This window comes from Actinomadura terrae (genome assembly GCF_022751215.1).
Lineage (GTDB): Bacteria > Actinomycetota > Actinomycetes > Streptosporangiales > Streptosporangiaceae > Spirillospora > Spirillospora terrae.
The window spans coordinates 124,038-147,006 of record NZ_JAICDG010000005.1; the positions used below are offsets into that span (position 1 = coordinate 124,038).

Here is a 22,969-nt window from a genome sequence, read left to right on the forward strand (position 1 = left end):
GGCGGCATGCCTGACATCACCCCAGCATCCTTGCGCTCCGTCCGCCCGACGCGCCAGACGGCCGCGGTCGGGACTGTGGGTCCATGGGTCGGCGAGTCGTCAGGACGGCGGGTCGGCCTTGTGGCGGCCGCCCGGCCTGCGCGGCGGGACGATCCGGGCCCCGCGCCCGTTCGCGCCCCGGGGCAGCGCGTGGCGCGGACGCGGCGCCGAGCCGGGCCGGGACGGCGACGCGGGCGCCCGCTCCGCCGCGCCTTCCTCAGGCGGTTCCGCCTCGGCGACCTCCGGCGCGGGCGCGGGCGCGGCCTGGGCCTGGGACTGGGTGCGCAACTCGCGGACGTACTCCTCGAACTCCATCGAGTGCGCGGTGGGGAGCGTGATGATGCCGGGGTTGGCGTCCACGAGCATGATGCGGCGGCCGGTGGCCCCCGCGTGGGTGAACACCATCGCGGTCGGCGGCAGCTCCTGGAGCTGCGGCGGCTCGGCGAGCAGTTCCCGGAAGCCCTGCTTGTCGGCGCGGGGCGGGGTGACGGTCCGGGCCCAGGCCGTGGCGGAGCTGATGCCCTCGACGAGCGCGGTGTCGTCGGCGGCGGGGGCGGGCAGCGGCGACCAGGCGGGGTCGGTGAGGCCGTCGCCGCGCGGGCGCGCGTAGGCGACCGTGCTGGCGTAGCTCTCGCCCGCGAAGTGCAGCAGCGTCTCCCCGGCGGAGTCGGTGATCTCGGCGACGAGCAGCGGCTGGTCGGCGCCGATGTGCTCGGCGGCGACGCGGGCGTCCTCGGGGTTGCCGAGCCGCATGAACCCGACGGCGGCGTGGCCGCGCCGCCCGAGCCGCTCGCGGACGTGCGGCGGGATCGAGCGGTACATCAGCACGAGCCCGGTGCCGGTGGCCTCGCAGGCGTCGATGAGCCGGTCCAGCACGTCGCCGCGCAGCTTCTCGGCCCCGCACAGGAACAGCGTGTGGTCCCAGCGGCCGCCGGGCGGCGCCTCGCGGACGCGGTGCGTCAGCGCGGTCGTCACGTAGGTGCCGAGGATCCGGTTGGTGAGGACCCCGGCGCGCCGGTCCATGGACACGACGTGCAGCCGGGACGGCGGCAGCGCGACCTGCTCGGCGGCGAGCCGCTCCAGCTTGCGCAGCTGCGCCTCCAGCGCCCAGGCGCGGCGGATCACGATGCGGTCGGTGGCGTCGCGGCCGAACAGCGTGGCGATGCGTTCGAGCTGCTCGTCGGTCAGCAGGCCCCGGCGCAGGTCGTCGCGGGGGTCGCCGACCTGGGCGAGGACGCGCAGCGCGGCGGTGATGCGCGGGATCGTCGCGTCCGGGCCGAGCACGTCGATGAGCCGTTCCAGGATGGAGTTGTCGAACGACAGGTCGCGGGTGCCGTCCTGCTCCTCGCCCGCCGAGACCACCAGCGACAGGACGTCGGCGAGCGCCTCGGGGCGCAGGCCGCGCGTGACGTCCAGCCGGGGCAGGTCGGCGGGCAGCACCCAGACGAGCGGGTCGTCGCCCCGGTCGGCGGCGAGGCGCAGCAAATCGTGCGCGACCGCGCCCTCGGACAGGTCGATGACGGTGAGCCGGGCGCCGACGGCCAGCCGCGCGGCGCCCATGGTCGTGACGGCGGCGGACCACCCGGCGAGCGTCCCGCCGACGACGTCCACCCGGTCGACCCCGGGCGGGACGGCGACGGGGTACCACTCGCGCTGGCTCTCGTAGGCGGCGTGGCGGCGCTCCCACTCGGTCTTGGCCTCGCCGTAGGCGCGCTCGGCCTCGGCGCGCTCGCGGTCGCGGGCGGCGCGTTCGCGCTCGTCGCGTTCCCGCTCAGCGGCGATGCGCTCGCGCACGACCTGCTCGTCCCGCCAGAGCGCGCCGCCGGTGATGCCGAGGACGACCGCGCAGGCCAGCAGCGCGACGGCGGCGAAGGGCCACGGCAGGACGCCCGCGATCCCGCAGGCGAGGAACAGCACGGCCCCGGCGACCGCGCCGCCGGCGGCCGTTCGCAGCGGGCGGGCGGCCATGTGCTCGGCCGGACGCCGGGCGGGCGAGGGCGCCGGACCGGTCGGAGGGCGCTCGGGCAGGCCCGGCGGCGGCCCGGGGTCCGGGTGCGCCTGCGCATAGCGCCAGCCCACATGGACGCGGTCGGCCTGGGTGAGCCGCGCCATCGCGGACCCGCTCGCCATGTCAGTCACGTCGAGAGACCCCTGGGAGTTGCGGGACGAGGAGGAACACCTGGGGGTTGTCGGGTTGGTTTCTTACACCACACACAGTAAAGAGCTTGCCGGGTTTCCGCGTGTCGTTCGCGGAACAGGAGCCAAGATGACCGACTTGGCCTTTCAATTCGGTCACCAGGTCGACCTGCGGGAAACATCGGGCGCGCCCGGTCCGGAGGATGGCCGGATCCGGCCACCAGGAACTGGCATGGACCGGTGCGGCGAGCCCCACCCGCACCCGACGGGCACCCCACAAGGGCGGTTCAGCCCGCCGGGGGCGCCTTCACCGGCATGAACGCGTCCAGCTCCATCGTCGGGTGCGGGTACTTCCAGTCCGCCCCGTCGAAGGGGACGTACATGCCCTCCGGGGTGTCGGCGAGGAAGTAGTTGCCGTTCCACTGGTTCGGGTGCGTCACCGGGGAGTCGGCCGGGTAGCGGGCGCCGAGCGGGTGGTACTTCACGTCCACGCCGAACATCGCGTAGACGGCGGCGTCGACGAAGTTGTAGTGCTCGATGACGCCGCGCAGGTGGGTGTCCTGGACCGCGACGCCGTGCACCCGGTCGCGGGCGAAGTACAGGGCGCTGAGGTCCTTGACGACCTGGTTGAAGTCGTGGGCGCCGTCGTGGTGGACGAGCGCGCGCGTCCCCTCCTCGGCGAGCAGGACGTTCCGCACGTAGGTGGGCAGGTCGCCGAGGAACATGCGGACGCGCGGCATCGCGCCGGGGAAGATGCGCCGCACCCGCTCGTGGGCGAACTGGAGGAAGTTCGGGTTGACGTCGACGAGGTCGAGCTCCAGGCCCATCGGCTCGACGCAGCCCGCGAGGACGGCCGCCGACCCGCCCATGAACACGCCGACGTCCACGAGCCGGGTGATCGAGCGGTGCTCGCGCTCGACGCAGCCGAACACGTCGAAGTAGTGCTGGGCGCTGCACTGGTCCTCGTAGGCGAGGTCCACGCCGGCGGCGCGGGCGGCGATGCGGTCGAACACGGCGTTGCGCCCGGCGAAGGCGCCGAGGTCGGCGTGGTGGCCGCTGAGGATCGGGATGCCGAGCAGGTCGTGCAGGTCGGCTGTGTCGGCGAGGCTCTCGTCGGGGGCGAGGAAGGTGCCCCACCGCTCGTCGTGCATGGCGACGCTCTCGATGAATCCGCTCACCGCCGACCTCCCCGCCGGTTCGTCGTGGGCCTCGGCCGTCTCGCGGTCCCCGGCGCGCAGCCGCTCGATCTCCTGCCGCTGCGCGGTGATGGTCTCCGCGAGCCGGTTCGCGTCCTCGGCGCGCGCCTCCGCCTCGTACTGCAACTGGAGGACGCGCGTGTACAGCGCGATCCGGTTGTTCTCCAGCGTCGAGAGCAGGCCCGAGGACGTGTAGGGCCGCAGCTCCTCGAAGATCTCCGCGGCGCCGGGCGCGCCGTCCCGGACGAGGACGCCGAACCCGAACACGGCCGGGACGACCGCGAACCGCCAGCCCCCGGCCTCGGCCACGGCGTCCTCGACGGCGGTGAGGACGCCGTTGCGCTCGCCGCCCGCGTGCCGCGCGACCGTGTACGCGCCGCCGCCGACGAACCCGGCGGGCGTGAGGTCGTCGTGCCAGACGGTGGGGCCGTCGGGGCTGTCGGGGTGGACGTCGCCGGGCGGCACCGGGGACGGCTGGTAGTAGGTGTCGCGGCGCCCGCTCGGCCACAGCACGTCGTGCAGGACGACGACCGCGTCCGGGGCGTTCGCCATGATCCAGGCCAGCTCGGCGCGGACGACCGCGTAGTTGTGGTCGCCGTCCAGCACGTACAGGTCGGCGGCGGGCACCTCGGCCAGCGCCGCCGGGGACGCGCCCTCGACGAGGTGCAGCCGGGGGTCGGCCGACAGGACGGCGCGCATCTGCGCGTCCGGGCTCGGCTCGACGCAGTGGACGTCGGCGCCGAGGTCGGCGTACAGGGAGCTGACCTGCCCGGACTCCACGCCCACCTCGACGACCGTGCCGATCTTCCGGCACCGCGCGATCGCCTCGAACAGCTCCCGGAACACCGACATCGAGTGGACGAGCAGGGGCAGCCCGCGGGCCGCGCGGGCCTGCGCGTGCGGGTCGTCCCGCGTCCCGCTCACGCCCGCCGCCAAGTCGTCATGTGCCATCGCCGAGCTTCCTCCTGGCCACTCGTTGGGCGCCCGCCGCGACGCCCCTGACCCCCGCCGCGCGGTACTCCTCGCGCAGCCGCTCGGTGAGCCGGGCGGCGCGCGCCGACCGCTCGGCCCGCCGGTCCACCGGCATCCGCGGCGCCAGCCCCGTCATCGACTGCGGCAGCATCGCGAACGCGACCGTGACCTGCGCGGAGGAGACGACCCGCGTCCCGGCGCGGCGGGCGAGCGGCAGCCACACCGCCGCCCAGGGGGTGTCGAACTCCATCAGGTTGCCGCCGAGGTAGCGGCAGTCGGCGTAGTGCAGGCCGACGAAGTCCTCGGGCCGGTCCCAGCGCAGCACCTCGCCGTGCCGGCGGCCGCCCGCGACGACCTCCGCCTCGATCCAGTCGACCCGGACGATCGCGGGGCGCCCCGGGATCGCGATCGAGATGTCGACGGTGTCGTGGTGCTCGAAGCGGAACCGCGCGAACGACAGCCCGTTGTGGTTGATCCGGACGCGCCGCCGGATCGGCTCGTGCCACTGGTCGTCGGCGGTCCGGTAGCGGAGCCTGCTGTCGTGGGGCTCGCCCGCCGGGTCGAACGCCTCGCGGTCGATCGCGCCCTCGGCGACGGCCCGCGCCATCGCGCCGAGCCCGGTGTCGGACGCGGAGATCAGCGCGGGCCAGAACGAGTCGCGCATGTCCAGGTCGCCGAGGTCGCCCGGGGACAGGTACGGGATCGCGGGCTTGAGGTCGCGCGGCAGCAGCGTCGTGACGGTCGCGGAGCCGAAGTTGTCCTCGTGCACCCAGTTGCCGAACACGGCGGCCTCGTCGGCGGTCGGCGACTCCAGCGCCGCGACGAGAATCCGCGCCAGCCGGTTCCGCGCGGCCTGCGGCGCGGCGAGGTCCGGCCACTCCGCCTCGCCCGCGTTCGCGGCGGCGGTCACGTACCGGTTCCAGAGCCGCTGGAAGGCGAGCACCCCGTCCTGGACGGTACGGCGCTCGGCGTTCTGCGACGGGGAGTCCGCGGCGGTGCCGAGGATCGGCGCGGCGTCCTCGGTGAACCCGATCAGCGACCCGCACAGCGCGTTGACGCACTGCTCGACGATCTCGGGGCTGCGGGTCACGGTCGCGGCGACGTGCGCGGGATGCCCGGCCTGCGCGAGGTAGCCCTCGGCGCGCAGCCCGGCCAGGTACACGCGCTCGGCGCGGGCGTCGGTGGCGAGGTAGAGCCCGGCGGGCGCGATGTCGATCCGGGCGATGTCGAGCGCGCGGGCGAGCTGGCGCTGGATCGTCCCGCCCCAGCCGAGGTCGACCAGCGTCAGGTCGGCCCCGTCGAGCGCGCCCGCCTCGCGCAGCGAGCGGATCAGCCGCTCGCGCGCGGCGGTGACCGTCACCGCGAGCCGGTTGCACAGATGCGGGGTCTCGGTCAGCGCGCGGGCGACGCGGTCGGCGACGTCGCCGTTGTCGATGACGGTGTCCAGCTCGGTCGCGAGTCCGGGCACGTCGCCGGGCTGGAGCTCCAGCACCGACAGCGCCTGCCGGACGGTCAGCCGGTAGCCGGTGCGGATGAACGCGTGCACGGCCTCGGTGTCGTGCGCGTCGAGCCCGGCGAGCGAGGTCACGAACCGCGACAGCCACACCGGCCTGGCCTCGACGTCCAGGCCGCGCGCCTTCGCGGCGTTGTTGATCAGCCGGGAGAGCAGCTCGCCCTCGCGCATCGTGCACCACAGCACGCGGGTGCCGGTGTCGTGCGCGCGCCGCGCGGCCCACTCCGCGAACCCGGTCAGCACCGGGCCGAGCACGCCCGCGCCGAACCGCCACGCGACGTCCAGCGCCGAGGTCGAGTACGGGACGCCGGAGTGGACGGCCTTGGCGCGCAGGCTCGTCAGCCCGAAGTCGCCGTGCCGCTCGTCCAGGTCGGGAGCGTGGTCGCCGTGCCGTTCGACGGGCTCGCGCTCGCGGCGCAGCACGTCCCGGTAGGGGTCGTCGAGCCTGCGGTAGTGCACGGTGCGGACGCCGAGGCCCGCCGGGACCTCGTCGTCGGCGATCGGGTGGTCGCCGATGTGCACGATCTGCTCGGGCGCCCGGCCGAGGTCGCGCAGGACGATGTCCCACAGCCCGGTCGCCTTGGCGGTGCCGTGCTGGTTGGAGCGGAAGACCCGCACGTCCTGCATCGGCCCCAGCTCGGGACGGTCGAGCAGGTGGGAGAGCTGGTCCTCGGTGAAGTAGGTGTCGGACACGAGCACGACCTCGATGTCCTGCTTGCGCGCCGCCCTGACGACCTCGGCGATGTCGAGGTCGACGACGGTCAGCTCGCGTTCGAGCGCGACCTCGGCGGCGACGAGCCGCTCCAGCGGCGTGTCGCCGAAGGGGGCGCCGGGCTTGTCGAGCGGCATGGCCCGCCAGATGTCGGCCAGCGAGACCTCGGAGCCGAGGCCGTCGCGGCTGCGCCGGGCGGTCTGCTCGGCGCCGATCCGCATCCGCCGGAACGTCGCGTCGCTCATCCAGGCCGGGGCCGCCCCCTCGGCGCGCAACCTGGCGCCGAGCAGCGCGAACACGTCCGCCGGGCGCGGGACGCGGCGCCACAGGATCGTGTCGAAGACGTCCAGCGACAGGACGGCGCACGCCCGGTCGGCGATGACGCGATGGACGTTGTCGAGCAGCGGGACCGCGTTCTCCTGCTTGGTCAACGCCGCACCTCTCTTCCGAACCCCGGGCGTGGACTGGGAGCGGGGTCTGCCTTGCTCTGGGCCGTTGCCCGCCACGGCCCGAGACACCTTATCTAAGTCAATTTCGGATATGAGAGCTTCATCCCTCGGGCATCGCGGCGGCGGCGCGGCGGGCCTGGCGGTCGGCGCGGACGAGCGCGCCCGCCTCGGCGGTCGGGCCGTCGAAGGCGACCCGGCCCTGCCGCATCGTGATCCCCCGGTCGCACAGTCCGATGAGCATCTGGATGTCGTGGGCGACGATGACCATCGTGCGGCCCTGCCCGCGCAGCTCGCGGATCCGCTCCAGGCACCGCTCGCGGAACGGCGGGTCGCCGACGGCCAGCACCTCGTCGATCAGGAAGACGTCCGGCTCGGTGTGCGCGGCGATCGAGAACGCCAGCCGCATGAACATGCCGGACGAGTAGAACTTCACCTGGTCGTCGAGGAACCGCCCGATGCCGGAGAACTCGACGATCGCGTCGAACTTGCGCTCGATCTCCGGCCTGGTCATGCCGAGGATCGCGCCGTTGAGGTGGACGTTCTCGCGCCCGGTCAGCTCGGGGTGCAGCCCGGCGCCGACGTCGATGAGCCCGGCGATGCGGCCCCGGACGAGCACCCGGCCCGCGTCCGGCCGCATGACCCCGGAGATCAGCTTGAGCAGGGTGCTCTTGCCCGAGCCGTTCAGCCCCATCAGCGCGACGGTCTCGCCCCGGTCGATGGTCAGGCTCACCCCGTCCAGCGCCCGGAACCGGTCCGACAGCCGCTCGCCGCGCAGCGCGCGGACGCTCATCTCCTTGATCGAGCGGGCGTGCCGCAGCGTGAAGTGCTTGGTGACGTCGTCGATGACGATCGAGGGGGTCACGGCTACAGCTCCTGCGCGAATCGCTTCTGCATGCGGGCGAACGCCGCGTGCCCGGCGAGGAACACCAGCAGGCTCACGCCGAGCGACAGCGCGGCGCGCGCGTACAGGTCCGGCGGGAGGGCGAAGTCGTCGCCGGTCCCGGGCAGCCAGAACGCGCGCTGGAACAGCGACACGGCGCTGACCAGCGGGTTGGCGAGGTACACGGCCAGGACCCAGCCGGGCGCGTGCTCCCGGACGTGCGTCCACGGGTAGATCATCGGCACCGACCAGGTGATGACGATGACCGAGATGTCGACGACCTGCTCCAGGTCGCGGAAGAACACGTTGACGGCCGCGCACGCCAGCCCGAGGCCGAGCCCGAGGACCACGATGATCGAGAAGCCGAGCACGGCGGCGGCGAGCGCGGCGGGCGAGGGGCGCCAGCCGGACGCGACCGCGCCGCCGAGCAGGATCATCATGCCGGGCAGGAAGTGCACCAGCGACACCAGCGCGGACGCGGTCGGGAACAGCTCGCGGGGCAGGAACACCTTGTTGACCAGCGGCGCGTTGCCCGTCACCGACCGGGTCGTCGAGTGCAGCGTCTCGGTGAACAGGTTGACCAGCACCATGCCCGAGAACAGGTAGACCGGGAAGTCGTCGATCTGCTTGCCCATGCCGAGGAAGACCCCGACGACGTAGAAGTAGACCGAGAACGTCACGGCGGGCCGCACGTAGGACCAGCCGAGGCCGAGCAGCGACCCCTTGTAGCGGGCCCGCAGCTCGCGGCGGACGAGCAGCCGCAGCAGGTACCTGTTCCGGAACGTCTGCCGCAGGCCGCCGTCCTCGCCGGGGGGACGCAGCGGCGGATCGTCCTGGAACGCCGTCGCCGTCATTTCCCGCCGGACTCGTCGGTGGCGGCCGCGAAGGTGGCGCGCCACGCCTCGGGCGAGGTCAGCTCGTCCACGGCGTCCCGGTAGCGGCGGCTCAGCTCGGGCCACTCGCGGCTCAGCCGGGCGTGCAGCAGCGACGACCGGGTGAGCAGCCGGCGGAACCGGTCCGGGTCGCGCTGGTACCAGGCGACCTTCGTGCCGTCCGCCGAGGAGACCAGTGCGCTGTCGACCTGCGCGAGCAGGCTCCAGTGCCGGTCGATGTGCGGGACGACGACCTGCGGGTGCGTCCGCCCGGCCGGGTCCAGCGGCCGCAGCTGCTTCAGCGTGCCGAGCATCGCGCTCGCCAGCACGTTCACCTTGCCGCGCGGCGGCTTGAACCCGCGCCCGCGCTTGGGCGGCTTGACGCGCCGCACGCGCGGGAACTCCTCGTGGCTCGGACGGCTGTGCGCGTCGGGGAACTCCGCCCGGAACGCGGTGATCTCCGCCAGCTTCCCGGTGATGCCCGCGTGCATGTGCTCGGGCCCGCTCAGCACGTCCTCGATCGCCGACAGCATCAGCTCGGCGGTGGAGTACTGCATGGCGAGGGCGTGCTTCACCGAAATGATGAAGCTCTCCTTGAGCAGGTTCCCGCCGCGCTCGTAGGGCGAGTGCGCGAGCGCGGTCACCAGGCGGTTGCGCTCGTGGAAGTAGGCCTGCCAGTCGATGCCGTCGTCCTTGTCCTGCCAGGGGACGTGCCAGGCGGCCATGCCCGGCAGCGTCACGGTCGGGAAGCCCGCCGCGCCCGCCCGGACGCAGTACTCCGCGTCGTCCCACTTGATGAACATCGGCATCGACAGCCCGACCTTGCGCAGGACGTCGACGGGGATGAGGCACATCCACCAGCCGTTGTAGTCGACGTCCACGCGCCGGTGCAGCCACTTGGTCTCGCGCAGCCCGCCCGAGCTCTTGCGCAGCCGGGGGTTCGGGTTCGTGTCGGGTTCGACGGCGAAGTCGTGCTCGCGCTTGGTGTGCGGGGCCTCCTCCCACCACCAGCGGTACCGCCCGATCGTCTCGCCGTAGGCGTGCAGCTGCGAGCGGGCGAACAGGTTGAACATGTGCCCGCCGACGATCGTCGGGGTGCGGGCGAAGTCGGCGAACGCGACCGCGCGCAGCACGCCCTCGGTCTCGGTGACGACGTCGTCGTCCAGCAGCAGGACGTAGTCGCTGGTCCCGGCCCGGAGCGTCTCGTCCATCGCGCGGGAGAAGCCGCCCGACCCGCCGAGGTTCGGTTGCCGGATCAGGCGGAGCTTCGAGCCGAGAGCGTCGGCGGCGGCCGGGAAGCCCGCGTCGTCGCGGACGAGCCGGGTGCCCTGGTCGACGACGAAGATCTCGTCCACGGCGTCCAGGACCTCGGGGGCGGCGCCGAGCGCGGCGAGCTGGGCGACGCAGAAGTCGGGACGGTTGTAGGTGGTGATGCCGAGGCTGACCCGGCCCTGGCGGACGCCGCCCGCCTCGGCGCACCAGTCCGCGCGCTCCAGCACGGCCTCGCCCTCGCCCGCGAGGACGTCCATCCAGTACCAGCCGCCGTCGATGAACGGGTCGAGCGTCAGCCGGAACGTCTCCTCGCGCGCCGCCCGCGAGTCGAACCGGACGGACGCGACGCGCTGCACGTGCCCCTTCGCGCTCGACCGGTAGACGATCACGTTGGCCTGGCCGCGCATCCGGACCCGCAGCACGACCTCGTCCACCGACGTCCAGCGCCGCCAGTAGCTCGCGGGGAACGCGTTGAAGTAGGTCGCGAACGAGACCCGCCCGCCGACCGGGACGACGACGCTGCGGCGCCCGACGGCGTCGGCGGACGCGGCGCCGTCCTCGGCGGCGGCCTCGGCCGCGAGCGCGTCGGCGCCGCGTCCGATCTCGCCCTCGACGTACAGCTTGAGCACGTCGAGATCGCGGTCGACCGGGATCACCACGCGTTGCAGCACGCGCAGCTCGGTCGTGCTGTGCGTGGTCGTGCTGTGCGCGGTCGTGCCCTCGGTCACTCGTCCACACCTCCGGTGGTCAGGCGCGCGGCCCCGGTGAAGTGGGGACGCAGCTTGTTGTCGACCATGCTGAGCGCTCCGGCGATCGCCATGTGCATGTCGAGGTACTTGTAGGTGCCGAGCCTGCCGCCGAACAGCACGCCCCGCTCGCCCTTCGCCAGCTCGCGGTAGGCCAGCAGCCGGGCGCGGTCCTCGGCGGTGTTGACGGGGTAGTACGGCTCGTCGCCGCGCGCGGCGGCCCGCGAGTACTCCCGCATGATCACGGTCTTGTCGGACGGGTAGTCGCGCTCGGGGTGGAAGTGCCGGAACTCGTGGACGCGCGTGTAGGGGACGTCCTCGTCGGCGTAGTTCATGACGGGCGTGCCCTGGAAGTCGCCGGTCGGCCTGACCTCGGTCTCGAAGTCGAGCGTCCGCCAGCCGAGGTCGCCCTCGGCGTAGCCGAAGTAGCGGTCGAGCGGGCCGGTGTAGACGACGGGCACATTCCCGGCCGCGTCGTCGCGGACGTCGAGGAAGTCGGTGTCCAGCCGCACCTCGATCCGTGGATGGTCGGCCATCCGCTCCAGCCAGGCGGTGTAACCGCCGGTGGGGAGCCCCTCGTAGGTGTCGTTGAAGTACCGGTCGTCGAAGGTGTACCGGACGGGCAGCCGCGTGATGATCTCGGCGGGCAGCTCGCGCGGGTCGGTCTGCCACTGCTTCGCCGTGTAGCCGCGGATGAACGCCTCGTAGAGCGGGCGTCCGACCAGCGAGATCGCCTTCTCCTCCAGGTTGGACGGCTCGGACACCTCCGCCGCCTGCGCGGCGACCAGCGCGCGCGCCTCGTCCGGGGTGAACACGCGGCCGAAGTAGGCGCAGATCGTGCCGAGGTTGATCGGCATCGAGTACACGCGGCCCTTGAACGTGGAGAACACCCGGTGCCGGTAGCCGGTGAACGTCGTGAACCGGTTCGCGTACTCCCACACGCGCCGGTTGGAGGTGTGGAACAGGTGCGCCCCGTAGCGGTGGACCTCGATGCCCGTCTCCGGGTCGGGCTCGCTGTAGGCGTTCCCGCCGATGTGCCCGCGCCGTTCGAGCACCAGCACGCGCAGGCCGAGGTCGGCGGCGCACCGTTCGGCGACCGTGAGCCCGAAGAACCCGGAACCGGCCACCACGAGATCGACATTCACTGGACGGCGTCCATCCCTTGCGGGGGGAGCGGTAGACCCGGCGGCGCGAACGGCGGTACGAACGCGACGCACCGGTCTATTGGTAGGGAATGCGGCTAAGATACCCGGGGTTCGATCGGTACCGGCAAGAACCCGAGGATCGCGGTGGCCCCACCCCCTTCCGGAGCGTCGCGTTCCGCGCTCTACCTGCATGTCGGGGCGGCCAAGAGCGGCACGACCTACCTCCAGAACATCCTGTGGCACAACCGGGAGCGGCTGCGCGGGAACGGGTTCCTGTATCCGGGCGTCGACTCGGCCTCGCACGTCCGCGCGGCGTTCGACCTGCGCGGGACGTTCTTCGGCGGAGGGTCGGATCCGTCCGTCCAGGGGACGTGGCGCGGCCTCGTGGAGGAGGCCCGCGACTGGCCCGGCGACGTGATCCTCTCGCAGGAGCTGTTCGCGCCCGCCACCCCGGAGGAGATCGCGCGGGCGCTCGGCGATCTCGACTTCCTCGACGTCCATGTGGTGTTCACGGCGCGCGACCTCGCGCGGCAGATCCCGGCGCACTGGCAGGAGGACGTCAAGAACCGGTTCACGACCTCCTTCCCCGACTTCGTCGCGTCGCTGCGGCACCGGAACTGGCGGGAGATCGACAGCGCGCGGCTGTTCTGGGGGCTCCAGGACCCGGTCGCGGTGCTGGCGCGGTGGGGCGCCTCGCTTCCGCCGGACCGGGTGCACGTCGTCACGCTCCCCCGCCCCGGCGCGCCCCGCGACCTGCTCTGGCAGCGGTTCTGCGCGGCGGTCGGGCTCGTCCCGGACGAGTACGACCTGTCGGTGTCGTTCGCGAACCCGTCGCTGGGGCTGGCCGAGACCGAATTCCTCCGGCTCCTCAACGGCGCGCTGGACGAGGGCCTCGGCTGGCCCGTCTACAACGACGCGATCAAGCACTATCTCGCGCAGGACGTGCTGACCGCCCGTCCGGCGCCGGTGCGGATCGGGCTGCCCGCCGACGATCTGCGGTGGGCGACCGAGCGGGCCATCGAGACGGCCGAGGGGCTGCGCGCGGCCAGATACCACGTGGTCGGCGACCTGTACGAGCTCGTCCCGGCGGAGGGTGCCGTGGGGGTGGAGTTGACCGAGCCTCCCCCGGCCGACCTGGCCGACGTCGGTGTGGACGCGGTCGCGGCGCTGCTGCTGCGCGTGCTTGAGCGGGAACGGCAGGCCGGGTCGGCGCCTCCGGTTCGCGATCAGATTGACTTGATGCGCGGCGAGGCGGTCGAGTTGAGAGACCGCACCGGGCAGCTGCTCGATGACACGGTGCCGCTGGTCCACCGGGCGGTGCGGCAGGCGTCCGAGCGGTACCCGGCCGTGCGGCGGGTCAGGGGCGCCTACCGCCGCATCCAGGACAGGAGGTGAGGGAGCGCGTGGGCGAGCATCGTCCGGGACGTCCGGGGAAGAAGGTGTGGCTGCACGTCGGCGCGCCCACCGCCGGGGACGCGTTCCTCCAGCGGGCGCTGTGGGCGAACCGGCGGCGGCTCGGCGACGCCGGGGTCTGCTACCCGGTCGCCGGCCCGCAGGAGGACTTCGCGGCGGTCATGGACCTGCGCGAGATGAGCTGGGGAGGGCACCGCGACCCGTCCTGGGACGGGACGTGGGACCGCGTCGCCCGGCGCGCCCGCGAGTGGGACGGCGAGACCGTCGTGTTCTCCCAGGGACTCCTCGGCGGCGCGTCCAAGGAGCAGGTCGGGCGCGCGGTCGCGGACCTGGAGCCCGCCGAGGTGCACGTCGTGTTCGCCACCCGCGACCTCGGCTGGCAGTTCATCCTCGACTGGCAGGAGCAGGTCCGGCACACCCACTCGATCGCGTTCGAGCGGTTCGTCGACGACCTGGTCGAGCTCGGGATCGACGCGCCCGAGCCGTACGGGGAGATGTTCTGGGGGCTGCACGACCCGGTGCGCGTGCTGCGGACGTGGGCGACGGCCGTGCCGAGGGAGCGCGTCCACGTGCTCACGCTGCCGCCGCCCGGCGGGTCCCCGGCGCCGCTGTGGGCGCGGTTCTGCGCGCTGACCGGCATCGACGCCGGAGCCTGCGACATCGAGGGCATCGACGCGGGCGAGCCGCTGTCGGCGGTCGAGGCCGAGCTGCTGCGGCGGCTGAACGTGCGGATCGCGCCCGCGCTGGGCGGCGACTACGAGCGGATGGTCCGCGACCACCTGGTGGGGCACGGCCTGGCCGAAGCCGCCGGAGAGACGGGCCGCGTCCCCATGGGCCTGCCCGAGCGGCACCGGGCATGGGCCGCCGAGCGGACGCGGGAGATCGCGGCGTCGCTGCGCGCGTCCGGCTACGACGTGGCGGGCGACCTCGACGACCTCACGACCGCGCGGACGCCCGTGGAGGCGGCGCTGCTGCCCGGCGACGTCCCGGAGGACCTGATCGCGGCCGCGTCCGTCGGCGTTGTCGCGCACCTGCTGGAGGAACTGGCCCGCGCGCACGAGCGGATCGGGCTGGCGCACCTGCACGGCGAGATGGCCGAGGTCAGGCAGAACCTCGAACGGCTGCTGGAGGCCGCCGCGACGCCGTCGCCCGCGTTGCAGCGCGCGGCCCGCCGCGCCACCGGACGGCGCAGCTCGTGAGCGCGGCGCCGAGCCGGGCGCCGGTCGTCGCGGCGGTCGTGGTCACGTTCGACCGGCGCGAGCTGCTGGACGAGGCGCTGACCGCGCTCGGCGCCCAGACCCGTCCGCCCGACCGGATCGTCGTGGTCGACAACGCCTCGCGGGACGGGACCGCCGCCATGGTCCGCGACCGCTTCCCCGGCGTCGAGCTGCGGGAACTGCCGCGCAACGTCGGCGGCGCGGGCGGCTTCGGCGCCGGGATGGCGCTGGCCCTGTCCGGCGAGGCCGATGTCCTATGGCTGCTGGACGACGACACCGTGCCGGAGCCCGGTGCCCTCCGCGCGCTGCTGGACGCGCGCGACCGCGCCGCCGAGCCTCCGGTGCTCGTCGCCAGCCGCGTCGTGTGGACCGACGGGCGCGACCACCCGATGAACACCCCGCGCGCCAAGCCCTGCGCATCGGCCGCCGAGACGGAGGCGGCGCGGGCGGCGGGCTGCGTGCCGATCCGCTCCGCGTCGTTCGTGTCGGTGCTGGTGGACGCGGCGGCCGTGCGCGAACGCGGACTGCCCGTCGCCGACTACTTCCTGTGGAACGACGACTTCGAGTTCACGACCCGGCTGCTGCGCGGGCGGCGCGGGCTGCTCTGCCCGGACAGCGTCGTCGTCCACAAGACCAGGGCGTTCGGCGGCACCGAGACCGACCCCGGCGACCGGTTCTTCTACGAGGTCCGCAACAAGATCTGGCTGTTCACCGGCAGCCGCGGGCTCGCGCCGCCCGAACGCGTCCTGTACGCGGGGTCCACGGTGCGTCGGTGGGCGCGCACGTTCGCCGCGTCCGACGACCGGGCCGTGCTGCGGCGCGCGCTGGCGCGCGGCGTCCGCGCGGGGGTGTTCTCGCGTCCGCGGCCGACCGAGGCGCTGCTGCGCGACGTGGGCGTGGAACCGCCCTCTTCCTACCGGACTTCGAGGTAGTCGACCTGGCCCTGGCCGTTCAGGCGGCGCAGCCCGAGCGTGTTCCATCCGGCGCCCAGCTCGACGTCGGCCGCGACCGAGGTCCAGTCGGCGCCCTTGGTCACGCGCAGCCGCACCTGGGCGCCCGCCGTCCCGTTCGCCGACAGCTCCAGGTCGGTGTCGTGGCCCGACCGGTTCGCGTACTGCGTCCGGACGGTGTAGCGCCCGGCGGTGGGCGCGAACACCGGGACCTCCACGCGGCAGCCGTCCCGGTCGAACGGGCCGACCGCCTTGCGGCCCGAGGCGCCCGGGCGGTCGAGCGCGGAGACGCAGCCGTTCAGCCGTCCCGCCTCGGCCTCGTACCGGACGGGGACGCCGCGCACGACGGGCCGCGCCCCGTCCCAGCCGAGCGGCGCCACGTACATGCCGCGGTTCACGGTCGAGCCGCCGTGGTAGCCGATGATGCCGTGGAAGACCAGGTAGTCGCCGGTGTCGTCGCTGAGGACGTCCGCGCTGCCCGGCCCGTCGACCTTCCGCCCGTACGCCTCGGTCGACTGGAGCGGCGCCGGGGCCTTGGTGTAGGGGCCCTCGATCGACGGCGCGGTCGCGTACCGCGTCTGGTAGTTCGACCGGAAGTACCAGCCGGAGGAGTACAGCAGCACGTACTTCCCGCCCCGCCTGACCAGGTCGGGCGCCTCCACCAGGACGGGCTCGGACTCGCGCCCGATGAGCTTGACCGGCGCGGCGGCGATGCCGAGGCCGTCCGGGCTCAGCCGGACCAGGAAGATCGCCGAGCTCTCCCGGGCGTCGCTCTTGTAGAGCAGGTAGCGGGTCCCGTCGGGCTCGATGTGGGACGCGGGGTCGATGGCGCCGCCCAGCTGCTGCGGGCACACCAGCGGGTCCCCGTCCACCGGGACGAACGGCCCGGCGGGCGACGACGCGGTCGCGACCCCGATGCACTGGATGTCGTGGTCCTTGCGGCGCGCGGAGAAATAGAGCGTGTAGACCGACGGTGAGCCGGGGCGCGGCGGGACGACCTCCGGGGCCCACGTCCGTCCGGTGGTGGCCCAGGCCGGGAGCCGGGCGAGGCCGTCGCCGGGCGTCCGCGTCCAGGGGCCGGTGGGCGAGGGCGCGGTGGCGACGGGCATCGCCGCCTCGCCGTTGTTGGTCCCGTACGCGAAGTACGTGCCCGCCACCTTGATCACGGACGGGTCGGCGAACGGCTGGTTCAGCACGGGCTTGTCGGGCGCGTACCCGGGCGGGGTGATCGGCCCGGGCGTTCCGGCGGGGCTCGGCGCGGGCGCCCCCGACGCGGCGGGCCCTGGCCTGCTCGGCCGCGCCTCCGGCTTCCCCGATCCGGGCACGCACGCGTTCGCGACCGCGACGACCAGCGCCACGACCGCGCTGATGGCGGCTCCGGCGATCAGCGGCGTCAGCGGCCCACGCAGTCGCGGATCCCCGGCCCATCTGTTCATCCCCCCGCATGATGCCAACAACCCGGCGGCCTCCGCGAACCGGCACGCACCCAGCGAAACACCCATCGAGTCGTTACGCTGCCAACGGTGCTTGATCATCGACAGGGGGACGGAGCGGCGGGTTGATCCAACGACGGCGGCTCCCGAGACCCACGCCGGCGATCCTGTTCTCCCTGGTCCTGGCGCTGGCGCTGGTCGGGTGCTCGGACGGCAAGGGCAAGAAGGACGGCCCGAGGGCGGCCCCGCCGCGCAAGCCGAACATCGTCTTCGTGCTCACCGACGACCTCTCGTGGAACCTCATCGCGCACATGCCGCAGGTGCGCGACATGCAGGCGCGCGGCCTCACCTTCGACAACTTCTTCGTCGCGGACTCGCTGTGCTGCACGTCCCGGTCCACGATCCTGACCGGCAGGTTCCCGCACAACACGGGCGTGCGCACCAACTTCCCGCCGGACGGCGGCTACCGCGTCTTCAAGGCGCACGGCGGCGAGCAGGCGTCGTTCGGCGCGGGCCTCCAGCAGGCCGGGTACCGGACGGCGTTCCTCGGCAAGTACCTCAACGGCTACCAGCCCGGCGACCGGCAGGGCGGGCCCGCGCCGTACGTCCCGCCCGGGTGGTCCGAGTGGTACGTCACGGGCAACGGCTACCCCGAGTACAACTACAACCTGAACGAGAACGGACGGCTCGTCCACCACGGGCAGGCGCCGCAGGACTACCTGACCGACGTGCTGGCGGGGAAGGCGCTCGACTTCGTCCAGCGGGCGGGCGCCACCGGCAAGCCGTTCTTCATGGAGGTCGCGACGTTCGCGCCGCACGGGCCGTTCGTCCCTGCGCCCCGGCACGCGGGCGTGCTCCCGGGCGTCCGCGCGCCGCGCACGCCCGCGTTCAACGAGGCCGACGTCAGCGACAAACCGTCCTGGCTGCGCTCGCATCCGATCCTGCGCAGGCCGGGGCTCCAGGGCATCGAGCGCGGGTTCCGCGACCGCGCCCGCATGGTCCAGGCGGTGGACGGGATGATCGCGCGGCTGCGGCAGGCGCTCGCCGCCAAGGGCCTCGACAAGGACACCTACCTGGTGTTCGGCTCCGACAACGGCTTCCACATGGGCGAGCACCGGCTCGCGGGCGGCAAGATGACGGCGTTCGACACCGACATCCGCGTCCCGTACGTCGTGGTCGGGCCGGGCGTCAAGGCGGGCGGGCGCACGGGGGCGATCGTCCAGAACACCGACCTGGCGCCGACGTTCCTGGAACTCGCGGGCGCCGCCGTCCCGCCCGCCACCGACGGGCGCTCGCTCGTCCCGTTCCTGCGCGGCGCGCAGCCGCCGGACTGGCGGAACGCCGCGCTGGTCGAGCACGTCAAGCCGCCGCCGTCGCCGCAGGACCCCGACCGGCAGGACTCCTCGCCCGGTGCGCCGCCCACCTACAACGCGCTGCGCCTCCCGGACGCCCTCTACGTCGAGTACCAGAACGGCGAACGCGAGTACTACGACACGACCCGCGACCCCCACCAGCTCGACAACCTGGGAGGACGGCTCCCGCCCGACCGGCAGCGGCAGCTGTCCGCGCTGCTCTACGCGCTGACGCACTGCGCCGGGGCGGGCTGCGTGTCCGCCGGGCGCACACGGTAGGCGCCGCACGGGGCGGAGCGGGGGTACGCGGACCGATCGCTATCATCGCTGGCGACACATTGGTCCGCGGACGTCATGAATTGACCGACCCGACCTGATCGAACTGATCGACCCGACCTGATCGACCGAACTGGCCGACCGACCCGACCGACCGACTGGGGGAGACGGGCGTGACCCCACCCAAGGCTCCGGACACGCCGGACGACGAGAACGGCCACGACGGGCCCCCGGCCTTCGGCGCCCCGCCGCCGCCCCAGTGGCTCTCGGACGGCCCGCAGCCGGGGGGCGCGGACCTGCTGCCCGAGCCTCCCCCGGCACCGGCGCCCGCCGAGGAGACCGTCGCCGAACCCGAACCGGCCGACGAGCCCGAGGGCGAGTCCGACAACGAGAAGACGATCGTCGGCGACCTCGCGGGCGCCTACAAGACGCAGGTCTTCGAGAAGAAGCCCCCGCCGGATGAAGAGCCGGCCGAGCAGCAGGAAGCACCGGCGGACGATGAGCCCGAGCCTGAAGCGGAGCCCGACCCGGCCTCGCTGACCTCGACCGACATCCCGTTCCCGCCGCCGTTCCCCTACGCGCCGGACGACTCCCCGCAGAACGACCACACGCGGGTCGATCCCGACGTGACGCACATCGACACGCCCGTGCGTCCGCCCGCCCAGCCGCCCGCGCCGCCGCGTCCCGCCGCGCCGCCGGCACCGTCCGCGCCTCCGCCGTTCCCGTACGCGCAGGAGATCCCCGGCGCGCCCGCTCCCGCTCCCGCCCCGGAGCCCTTCCCGTACGCGCAGGAAATCCCGGGAGCGCCCAGCCCGTCGTCCAGTCCCCCGGCCGCCGAGCCTTTCCCCTACGCGCAGGAGATCCCGGGGGCGCCCAGCCCGTCGTCCAGGCCTCCGGCCGCCGAGCCCTTCCCATACGCCCAGGAGATCCCCAGCGGAGGTGCGCGTCCGCTGCCGCCCCTCGGGGGCGGCGCCGATCCGTTCCCCTACGCGCAGGAGATCCCGGGCCGCCAGCAGCAGCCCCCGCAGCAGCCCGCCTACGCGAGCGCGCAGCCCGCGCCGCTCCCGCCCCCGCCCGCGATCGACGAGCCGTGGCGGACGGCGGAGCCGGGCAAGCCCAAGCGCAAGCGCAACAAGAAGCCGCTTCTCATCGGGGTCGCGGGCGTCGCGGTCGCGGCGGTGCTGGCCGCCGGCGGCTTCTTCGTCGTGAACGGCCTGGGCGGTGACGACGAGGACGGCGGCGGCAAGGAGAGCGCCCGGCTCGCCGCGTCGCTGTTCCCGGTGGAGGGCGGCGCCCGCACCGACGGCCGCGACCAGGAGCTGAACGGCGTCGCCGCCGTGGGCCAGGTGGTCGTCGCGGTCGGCGGCGAGAGCGACGTGCTGGCCTCGCGCGGCCTGTTCCTGGTGTCCACGGACGGCGGGCGCACGTTCAAGCCCGCCGCGCAGCAGGGCCCGGACGGCGGCGCGCCGCGTCCGGGCGAGACGCCCCAGGCGGTCGGCGGGTCGTCGGGCGGCTGGGTCGCGGTCGGCACCCGCACCGGCGGCACCGGCGTCGTGTGGACGAGCGAGAACGGCCGGGAATGGCGGCGCGAACCCGACGCGGTCGGCAGCGTGTTCGGCGCGAACGACCGGGTCCGGCGGATCGTCGCGTCCGGCGGCGGGTACCTGGCGATCGGCGACCACTCGCAGAAGGGCGACTTCAGCGACGCCGCGCCCGCCGTGTGGCTGTCGGCCGACGGGCGCCGCTGGGAGGCCCGCACCGGCGACCAGATCGGCGTGCAGGTCGACCGGGGCACGTTCTCGCTGGTCGAGGCCGCCGCGAGCGGCAAGGTGATCCTGCTGGAGGGGCTGGTCACGCCCGGCCGCAGGAAGCCGTCCTACCGGAAGGTGTGGCGGTCCGACGACGGCGGCCGCACCTGGTCGACCTCGGACGTCCCGGTGCCCAAGGGCAGCCGCGGTCTGATCATCGGCGGCGGCGAGGCCGGGTTCCTCGCGGTGCGCGAGATCAGGGCGGGCGGCAGGGCGTACGGGCAGGCGTTCGCGTCCAAGGACGGCTCGCAGTGGCGCAAGGCCGGGAACCTCACCACCGGCGGATACGAGCACACGAGCCAGGTGCTCGGTGACGAGCAGGGCTTCGCGGCGGTCGTCGTGCGCGGCCGCGACGTGCTGCTGGCGCGCAGCGCGAACGGCGCCGCGTGGAAGGACGCGGGCACCGTCGAGACCAGGCCGCAGCGGGAGATCAAGGGCGGCGCGCTCGCCGGGGAGCAGACGGTCGTCGTCGGCCGCGAGCCCGGCGGCGGCGACATGGACCCGATGCTCGGCGTGTGGGACGCGGCGGGCACGGCCGTCCCGGTGGACCTGGCGAAGGTGCCGGGCGCGATCCGTCCCGACCACACGGTCCGCTCGGTGGGGGCGAACGGCGACCTCGCGGTCGCGGTGGGCAGCGCGTCCGGCGACGCCGCCGTGTGGACGTCCACGGACGGCGGCGCCTGGAAGCCCGCGCAGGGGCTCGGCGCCGCGTTCACCCGGCCGGGGCCGCAGCAGCTCATCGACGTCGCGGGCGGGAAGGCGGGCTGGCTCGCGGTCGGCTACGACCAGGCGTCCCCGCGCCGCGCGCTGGTGGTGACCTCGGCGGACGGCTCGACGTGGCAGGCCGCCGACAACGCCGCCGCGTTCCGGGCCACCCGGAACGGCATCCCGGTCACCTCCGCCGCCGCAGCCGGGCCCGGCGGGTACGTGGTCGTCGGCACCGAGGGGTTCTCGGCCGTGACCTGGTCGTCCAGCGACCTCAAGAGCTGGGAGCGCGGGACGAGCGGCAGCGCGAACGCACTGGAGGGCGACAAGAACGGCAGCCACTGGATGCTGGACGTCGCCTCCGCCGATTCGGCCGGATTCGCGGCCGTCGGCGGCGGCCGCGACGCCAAGGGCAACCACCCCTCGGTGTGGACGTCGCGCGACGGCAAGCGCTGGTCGCTCCAGAACCTGCAACTGCCCGGCGGCATCACCGAGGGCCACCTGACGCACGTCGCCGCGCGCGGGAACACCCTGGTCGCCGCGGGGATCGGCGCGACCCCGCAGGGCCTCGTGTGGCTGGGCTACGTCTCGCCCGACGCGGGCCGGACGTGGCGCCCGCTGCCGGTGCCGGGCGGCGGGACGCAGGAGACCATCGTGACCTCGCTGGCCGCGACCCCGAAGGGCTTCGCCGGGACCGGCACCGTGCTCAAGGACGGCGCGGCCGACGTGGTCTCGTGGACGTCCCCCGACGGCTCGTCCTGGAAGAGCGCGACGCCCGGCGGCACCGGCCTCGGCGGCGCCGGGGACCAGCAGGTCACCGGGCTCGCCGCGTTCAAGAACTCGCTACTGGGCGTCGGGCGCAGCACCGACGGGAACGCCGACCAGCCGGTGCTGTGGAGCCGTCCCGTCCCCTAACCGGCCGGATGCTGGGGCGGAGCCGTCTCGGGCTCCGCCTCGGACGGCCGCGCGTGCCTCGGCACGTAGTCCGGCGCGGCGGAGGCGCGGGAGCGGTTGCGGCGCGCGCCGTAGGGGGCCACGAGCATGCGGTAGAACGGGCGCCTGACCAGCGTCGGGACGAGCCGGTACCCGCCCCGCACGATGACGTTGCGCCAGTACTGCGGCCGCGTGATGAAGCCCTCGACGCGCATCGCGCGCTGCAACCGCAGCTCCGAGCGCAGCAGGTCGCGGCCGCCGCGGCGCGCGTACGCGCCGTCCCCGACCCGGTAGTAGACGAGCGGCTCGGCGAGGTTCACCACCCGCGCGCCCTGCGCGATCATCCGCGCGAACAGCCAGTAGTCCTCCATCAGCGGCAGGTCGCCGTAGCCGCCGACGGCCATCACGGCGCTGCGCCGGTACACGACCGTCGGATGGTTGAACGGGTCGTGCAGCCGCGAGTACCGCGCGATGTCGGTGGGGTCGCTCGGCGGGATGCGGCGGCCGACGATGTCGGAGGTGTCGGAGCCGAACTCCAGCAGTCCCGCGCCGACCAGGTCGGCGCCCGCCCGCACCAGCGGCACCTGCTCCTGGAAGCGGTGCGGCATCGCGACGTCGTCGGCGTCCATGCGGGCGACGATGTCGTACCAGGCGGCGTTCAGGCCCGCGTCGAGCGCGGGGCCGAGGCCGCGGTTGTGCGCCAGCGGGACGAACGTCACCTCGGACGGGCTGTCCAGGATGAGCCCCCGCAGGCAGTCGGCCAGCTCCGGCGAGATGGGCCCGTCCTGCACCAGCACGACCTGGTCGGGACGCAGCGTCTGGTGGTGGACGGCGCTGCGGAACGCGTCCCGGACGTAGTCCGCCCGATCACCGCCGTAGACGGTCATCAACAGGGTGAAGGGCTCGGGCTGCATCGGTCCCTATCGGTCTGTTCCGGCTGGGGCGCATCG

At 73.9% G+C, this 22,969-nt stretch carries 14 protein-coding genes; 5 read left to right on the plus strand and 9 right to left on the minus strand.

The annotated features are described in order from the left end of the window. Window positions 1-99: 99 nt before the first annotated feature. The 7 genes from K2F47_RS29630 to glf form a co-directional block, all read right to left on the minus strand. The gene (locus K2F47_RS29630) at window positions 100-2,169 is read right to left on the minus strand and encodes a coiled-coil domain-containing protein (RefSeq protein ID WP_242909705.1); all 2,070 of its coding nucleotides are present in this window, start codon (window positions 2,167-2,169) and stop codon (window positions 100-102) included. A gap of 293 nt (window positions 2,170-2,462) precedes the next feature. After that, window positions 2,463-4,322 carry a class I SAM-dependent methyltransferase gene (locus K2F47_RS29635; protein ID WP_242909036.1) on the minus strand — a complete coding sequence of 620 codons (1,860 nt, stop codon included), beginning with the start codon at window positions 4,320-4,322 and terminating at the stop codon, window positions 2,463-2,465. Next, entirely contained in the window at window positions 4,312-6,999 is a 2,688-nt protein-coding gene (locus K2F47_RS29640; RefSeq protein ID WP_242909038.1) for an HAD family hydrolase, read from the minus strand. Before K2F47_RS29640 ends, K2F47_RS29635 begins: the two co-directional genes overlap by 11 nt. A gap of 118 nt (window positions 7,000-7,117) precedes the next feature. Continuing rightward, window positions 7,118-7,879: an ABC transporter ATP-binding protein gene (locus K2F47_RS29645; RefSeq protein ID WP_242909040.1), complete on the minus strand. Its 762-nt coding sequence runs from the start codon at window positions 7,877-7,879 to the stop codon at window positions 7,118-7,120. 2 nt (window positions 7,880-7,881) lie between these two features. Beyond that, complete coding sequence (locus tag K2F47_RS29650; protein ID WP_242909042.1) at window positions 7,882-8,751, minus strand: ABC transporter permease; 870 nt, start codon at window positions 8,749-8,751, stop codon at window positions 7,882-7,884. Continuing rightward, entirely contained in the window at window positions 8,748-10,769 is a 2,022-nt protein-coding gene (locus K2F47_RS29655; RefSeq protein ID WP_242909044.1) for a glycosyltransferase, read from the minus strand. The genes K2F47_RS29650 and K2F47_RS29655 overlap by 4 nt, the downstream gene beginning before the upstream one ends. Then, window positions 10,766-11,932, minus strand: coding sequence for a UDP-galactopyranose mutase (gene glf / locus K2F47_RS29660; protein WP_242909046.1), 1,167 nt, complete (start codon window positions 11,930-11,932; stop codon window positions 10,766-10,768). The genes K2F47_RS29655 and glf overlap by 4 nt, the downstream gene beginning before the upstream one ends. 144 nt (window positions 11,933-12,076) lie before the next feature. Between glf and K2F47_RS29665 the strand changes: the two genes are divergently transcribed. From K2F47_RS29665 to K2F47_RS29675, 3 genes are read left to right on the plus strand one after another with little or no spacing between them, the layout of a single operon-like run. Then, window positions 12,077-13,327 (plus strand): hypothetical protein, encoded by a 1,251-nt coding sequence (locus tag K2F47_RS29665; RefSeq protein WP_242909048.1) that lies wholly within the window; start codon window positions 12,077-12,079, stop codon window positions 13,325-13,327. Further along, a complete protein-coding gene (locus tag K2F47_RS41550) occupies window positions 13,324-14,544 on the plus strand; it encodes a hypothetical protein (protein ID WP_242909050.1) in 1,221 nt (406 codons plus the stop codon). The genes K2F47_RS29665 and K2F47_RS41550 overlap by 4 nt, the downstream gene beginning before the upstream one ends. Beyond that, a complete protein-coding gene (locus K2F47_RS29675) occupies window positions 14,541-15,494 on the plus strand; it encodes a glycosyltransferase (RefSeq protein WP_242909051.1) in 954 nt (317 codons plus the stop codon). Before K2F47_RS41550 ends, K2F47_RS29675 begins: the two co-directional genes overlap by 4 nt. On the opposite strand, the gene K2F47_RS29680 is transcribed toward K2F47_RS29675, so the two are convergent. Then, the gene (locus K2F47_RS29680) at window positions 15,476-16,948 is read right to left on the minus strand and encodes a family 43 glycosylhydrolase (protein ID WP_242909052.1); all 1,473 of its coding nucleotides are present in this window, start codon (window positions 16,946-16,948) and stop codon (window positions 15,476-15,478) included. The two genes, K2F47_RS29675 and K2F47_RS29680, sit on opposite strands and share 19 nt — an antisense overlap. Before the next feature lie 122 nt (window positions 16,949-17,070). On the opposite strand from K2F47_RS29680, the gene K2F47_RS29685 reads away from it, so the two are divergent. Continuing rightward, a complete protein-coding gene (locus K2F47_RS29685) occupies window positions 17,071-18,576 on the plus strand; it encodes a sulfatase family protein (RefSeq protein WP_242909053.1) in 1,506 nt (501 codons plus the stop codon). 170 nt (window positions 18,577-18,746) lie between these two features. Next, window positions 18,747-22,001, plus strand: coding sequence for a sialidase family protein (locus K2F47_RS29690; protein ID WP_242909055.1), 3,255 nt, complete (start codon window positions 18,747-18,749; stop codon window positions 21,999-22,001). On the opposite strand, the gene K2F47_RS29695 is transcribed toward K2F47_RS29690, so the two are convergent. After that, window positions 21,998-22,933 (minus strand): glycosyltransferase, encoded by a 936-nt coding sequence (locus K2F47_RS29695; protein WP_242909057.1) that lies wholly within the window; start codon window positions 22,931-22,933, stop codon window positions 21,998-22,000. The two genes, K2F47_RS29690 and K2F47_RS29695, sit on opposite strands and share 4 nt — an antisense overlap. Window positions 22,934-22,969: the final 36 nt, after the last annotated feature.

Coding starts and splice junctions, on each gene's coding strand:
- K2F47_RS29680 (WP_242909052.1), bottom strand. CDS start 16,948: ATGAACAGATGGGCCGGGGATCCGCGACTGCGTGGGCCGCTGACGCCG.
- K2F47_RS29695 (WP_242909057.1), bottom strand. CDS start 22,933: ATGCAGCCCGAGCCCTTCACCCTGTTGATGACCGTCTACGGCGGTGAT.
- K2F47_RS29635 (WP_242909036.1), bottom strand. CDS start 4,322: ATGGCACATGACGACTTGGCGGCGGGCGTGAGCGGGACGCGGGACGAC.
- K2F47_RS29650 (WP_242909042.1), bottom strand. CDS start 8,751: ATGACGGCGACGGCGTTCCAGGACGATCCGCCGCTGCGTCCCCCCGGC.
- K2F47_RS29630 (WP_242909705.1), bottom strand. CDS start 2,169: ATGGCGAGCGGGTCCGCGATGGCGCGGCTCACCCAGGCCGACCGCGTC.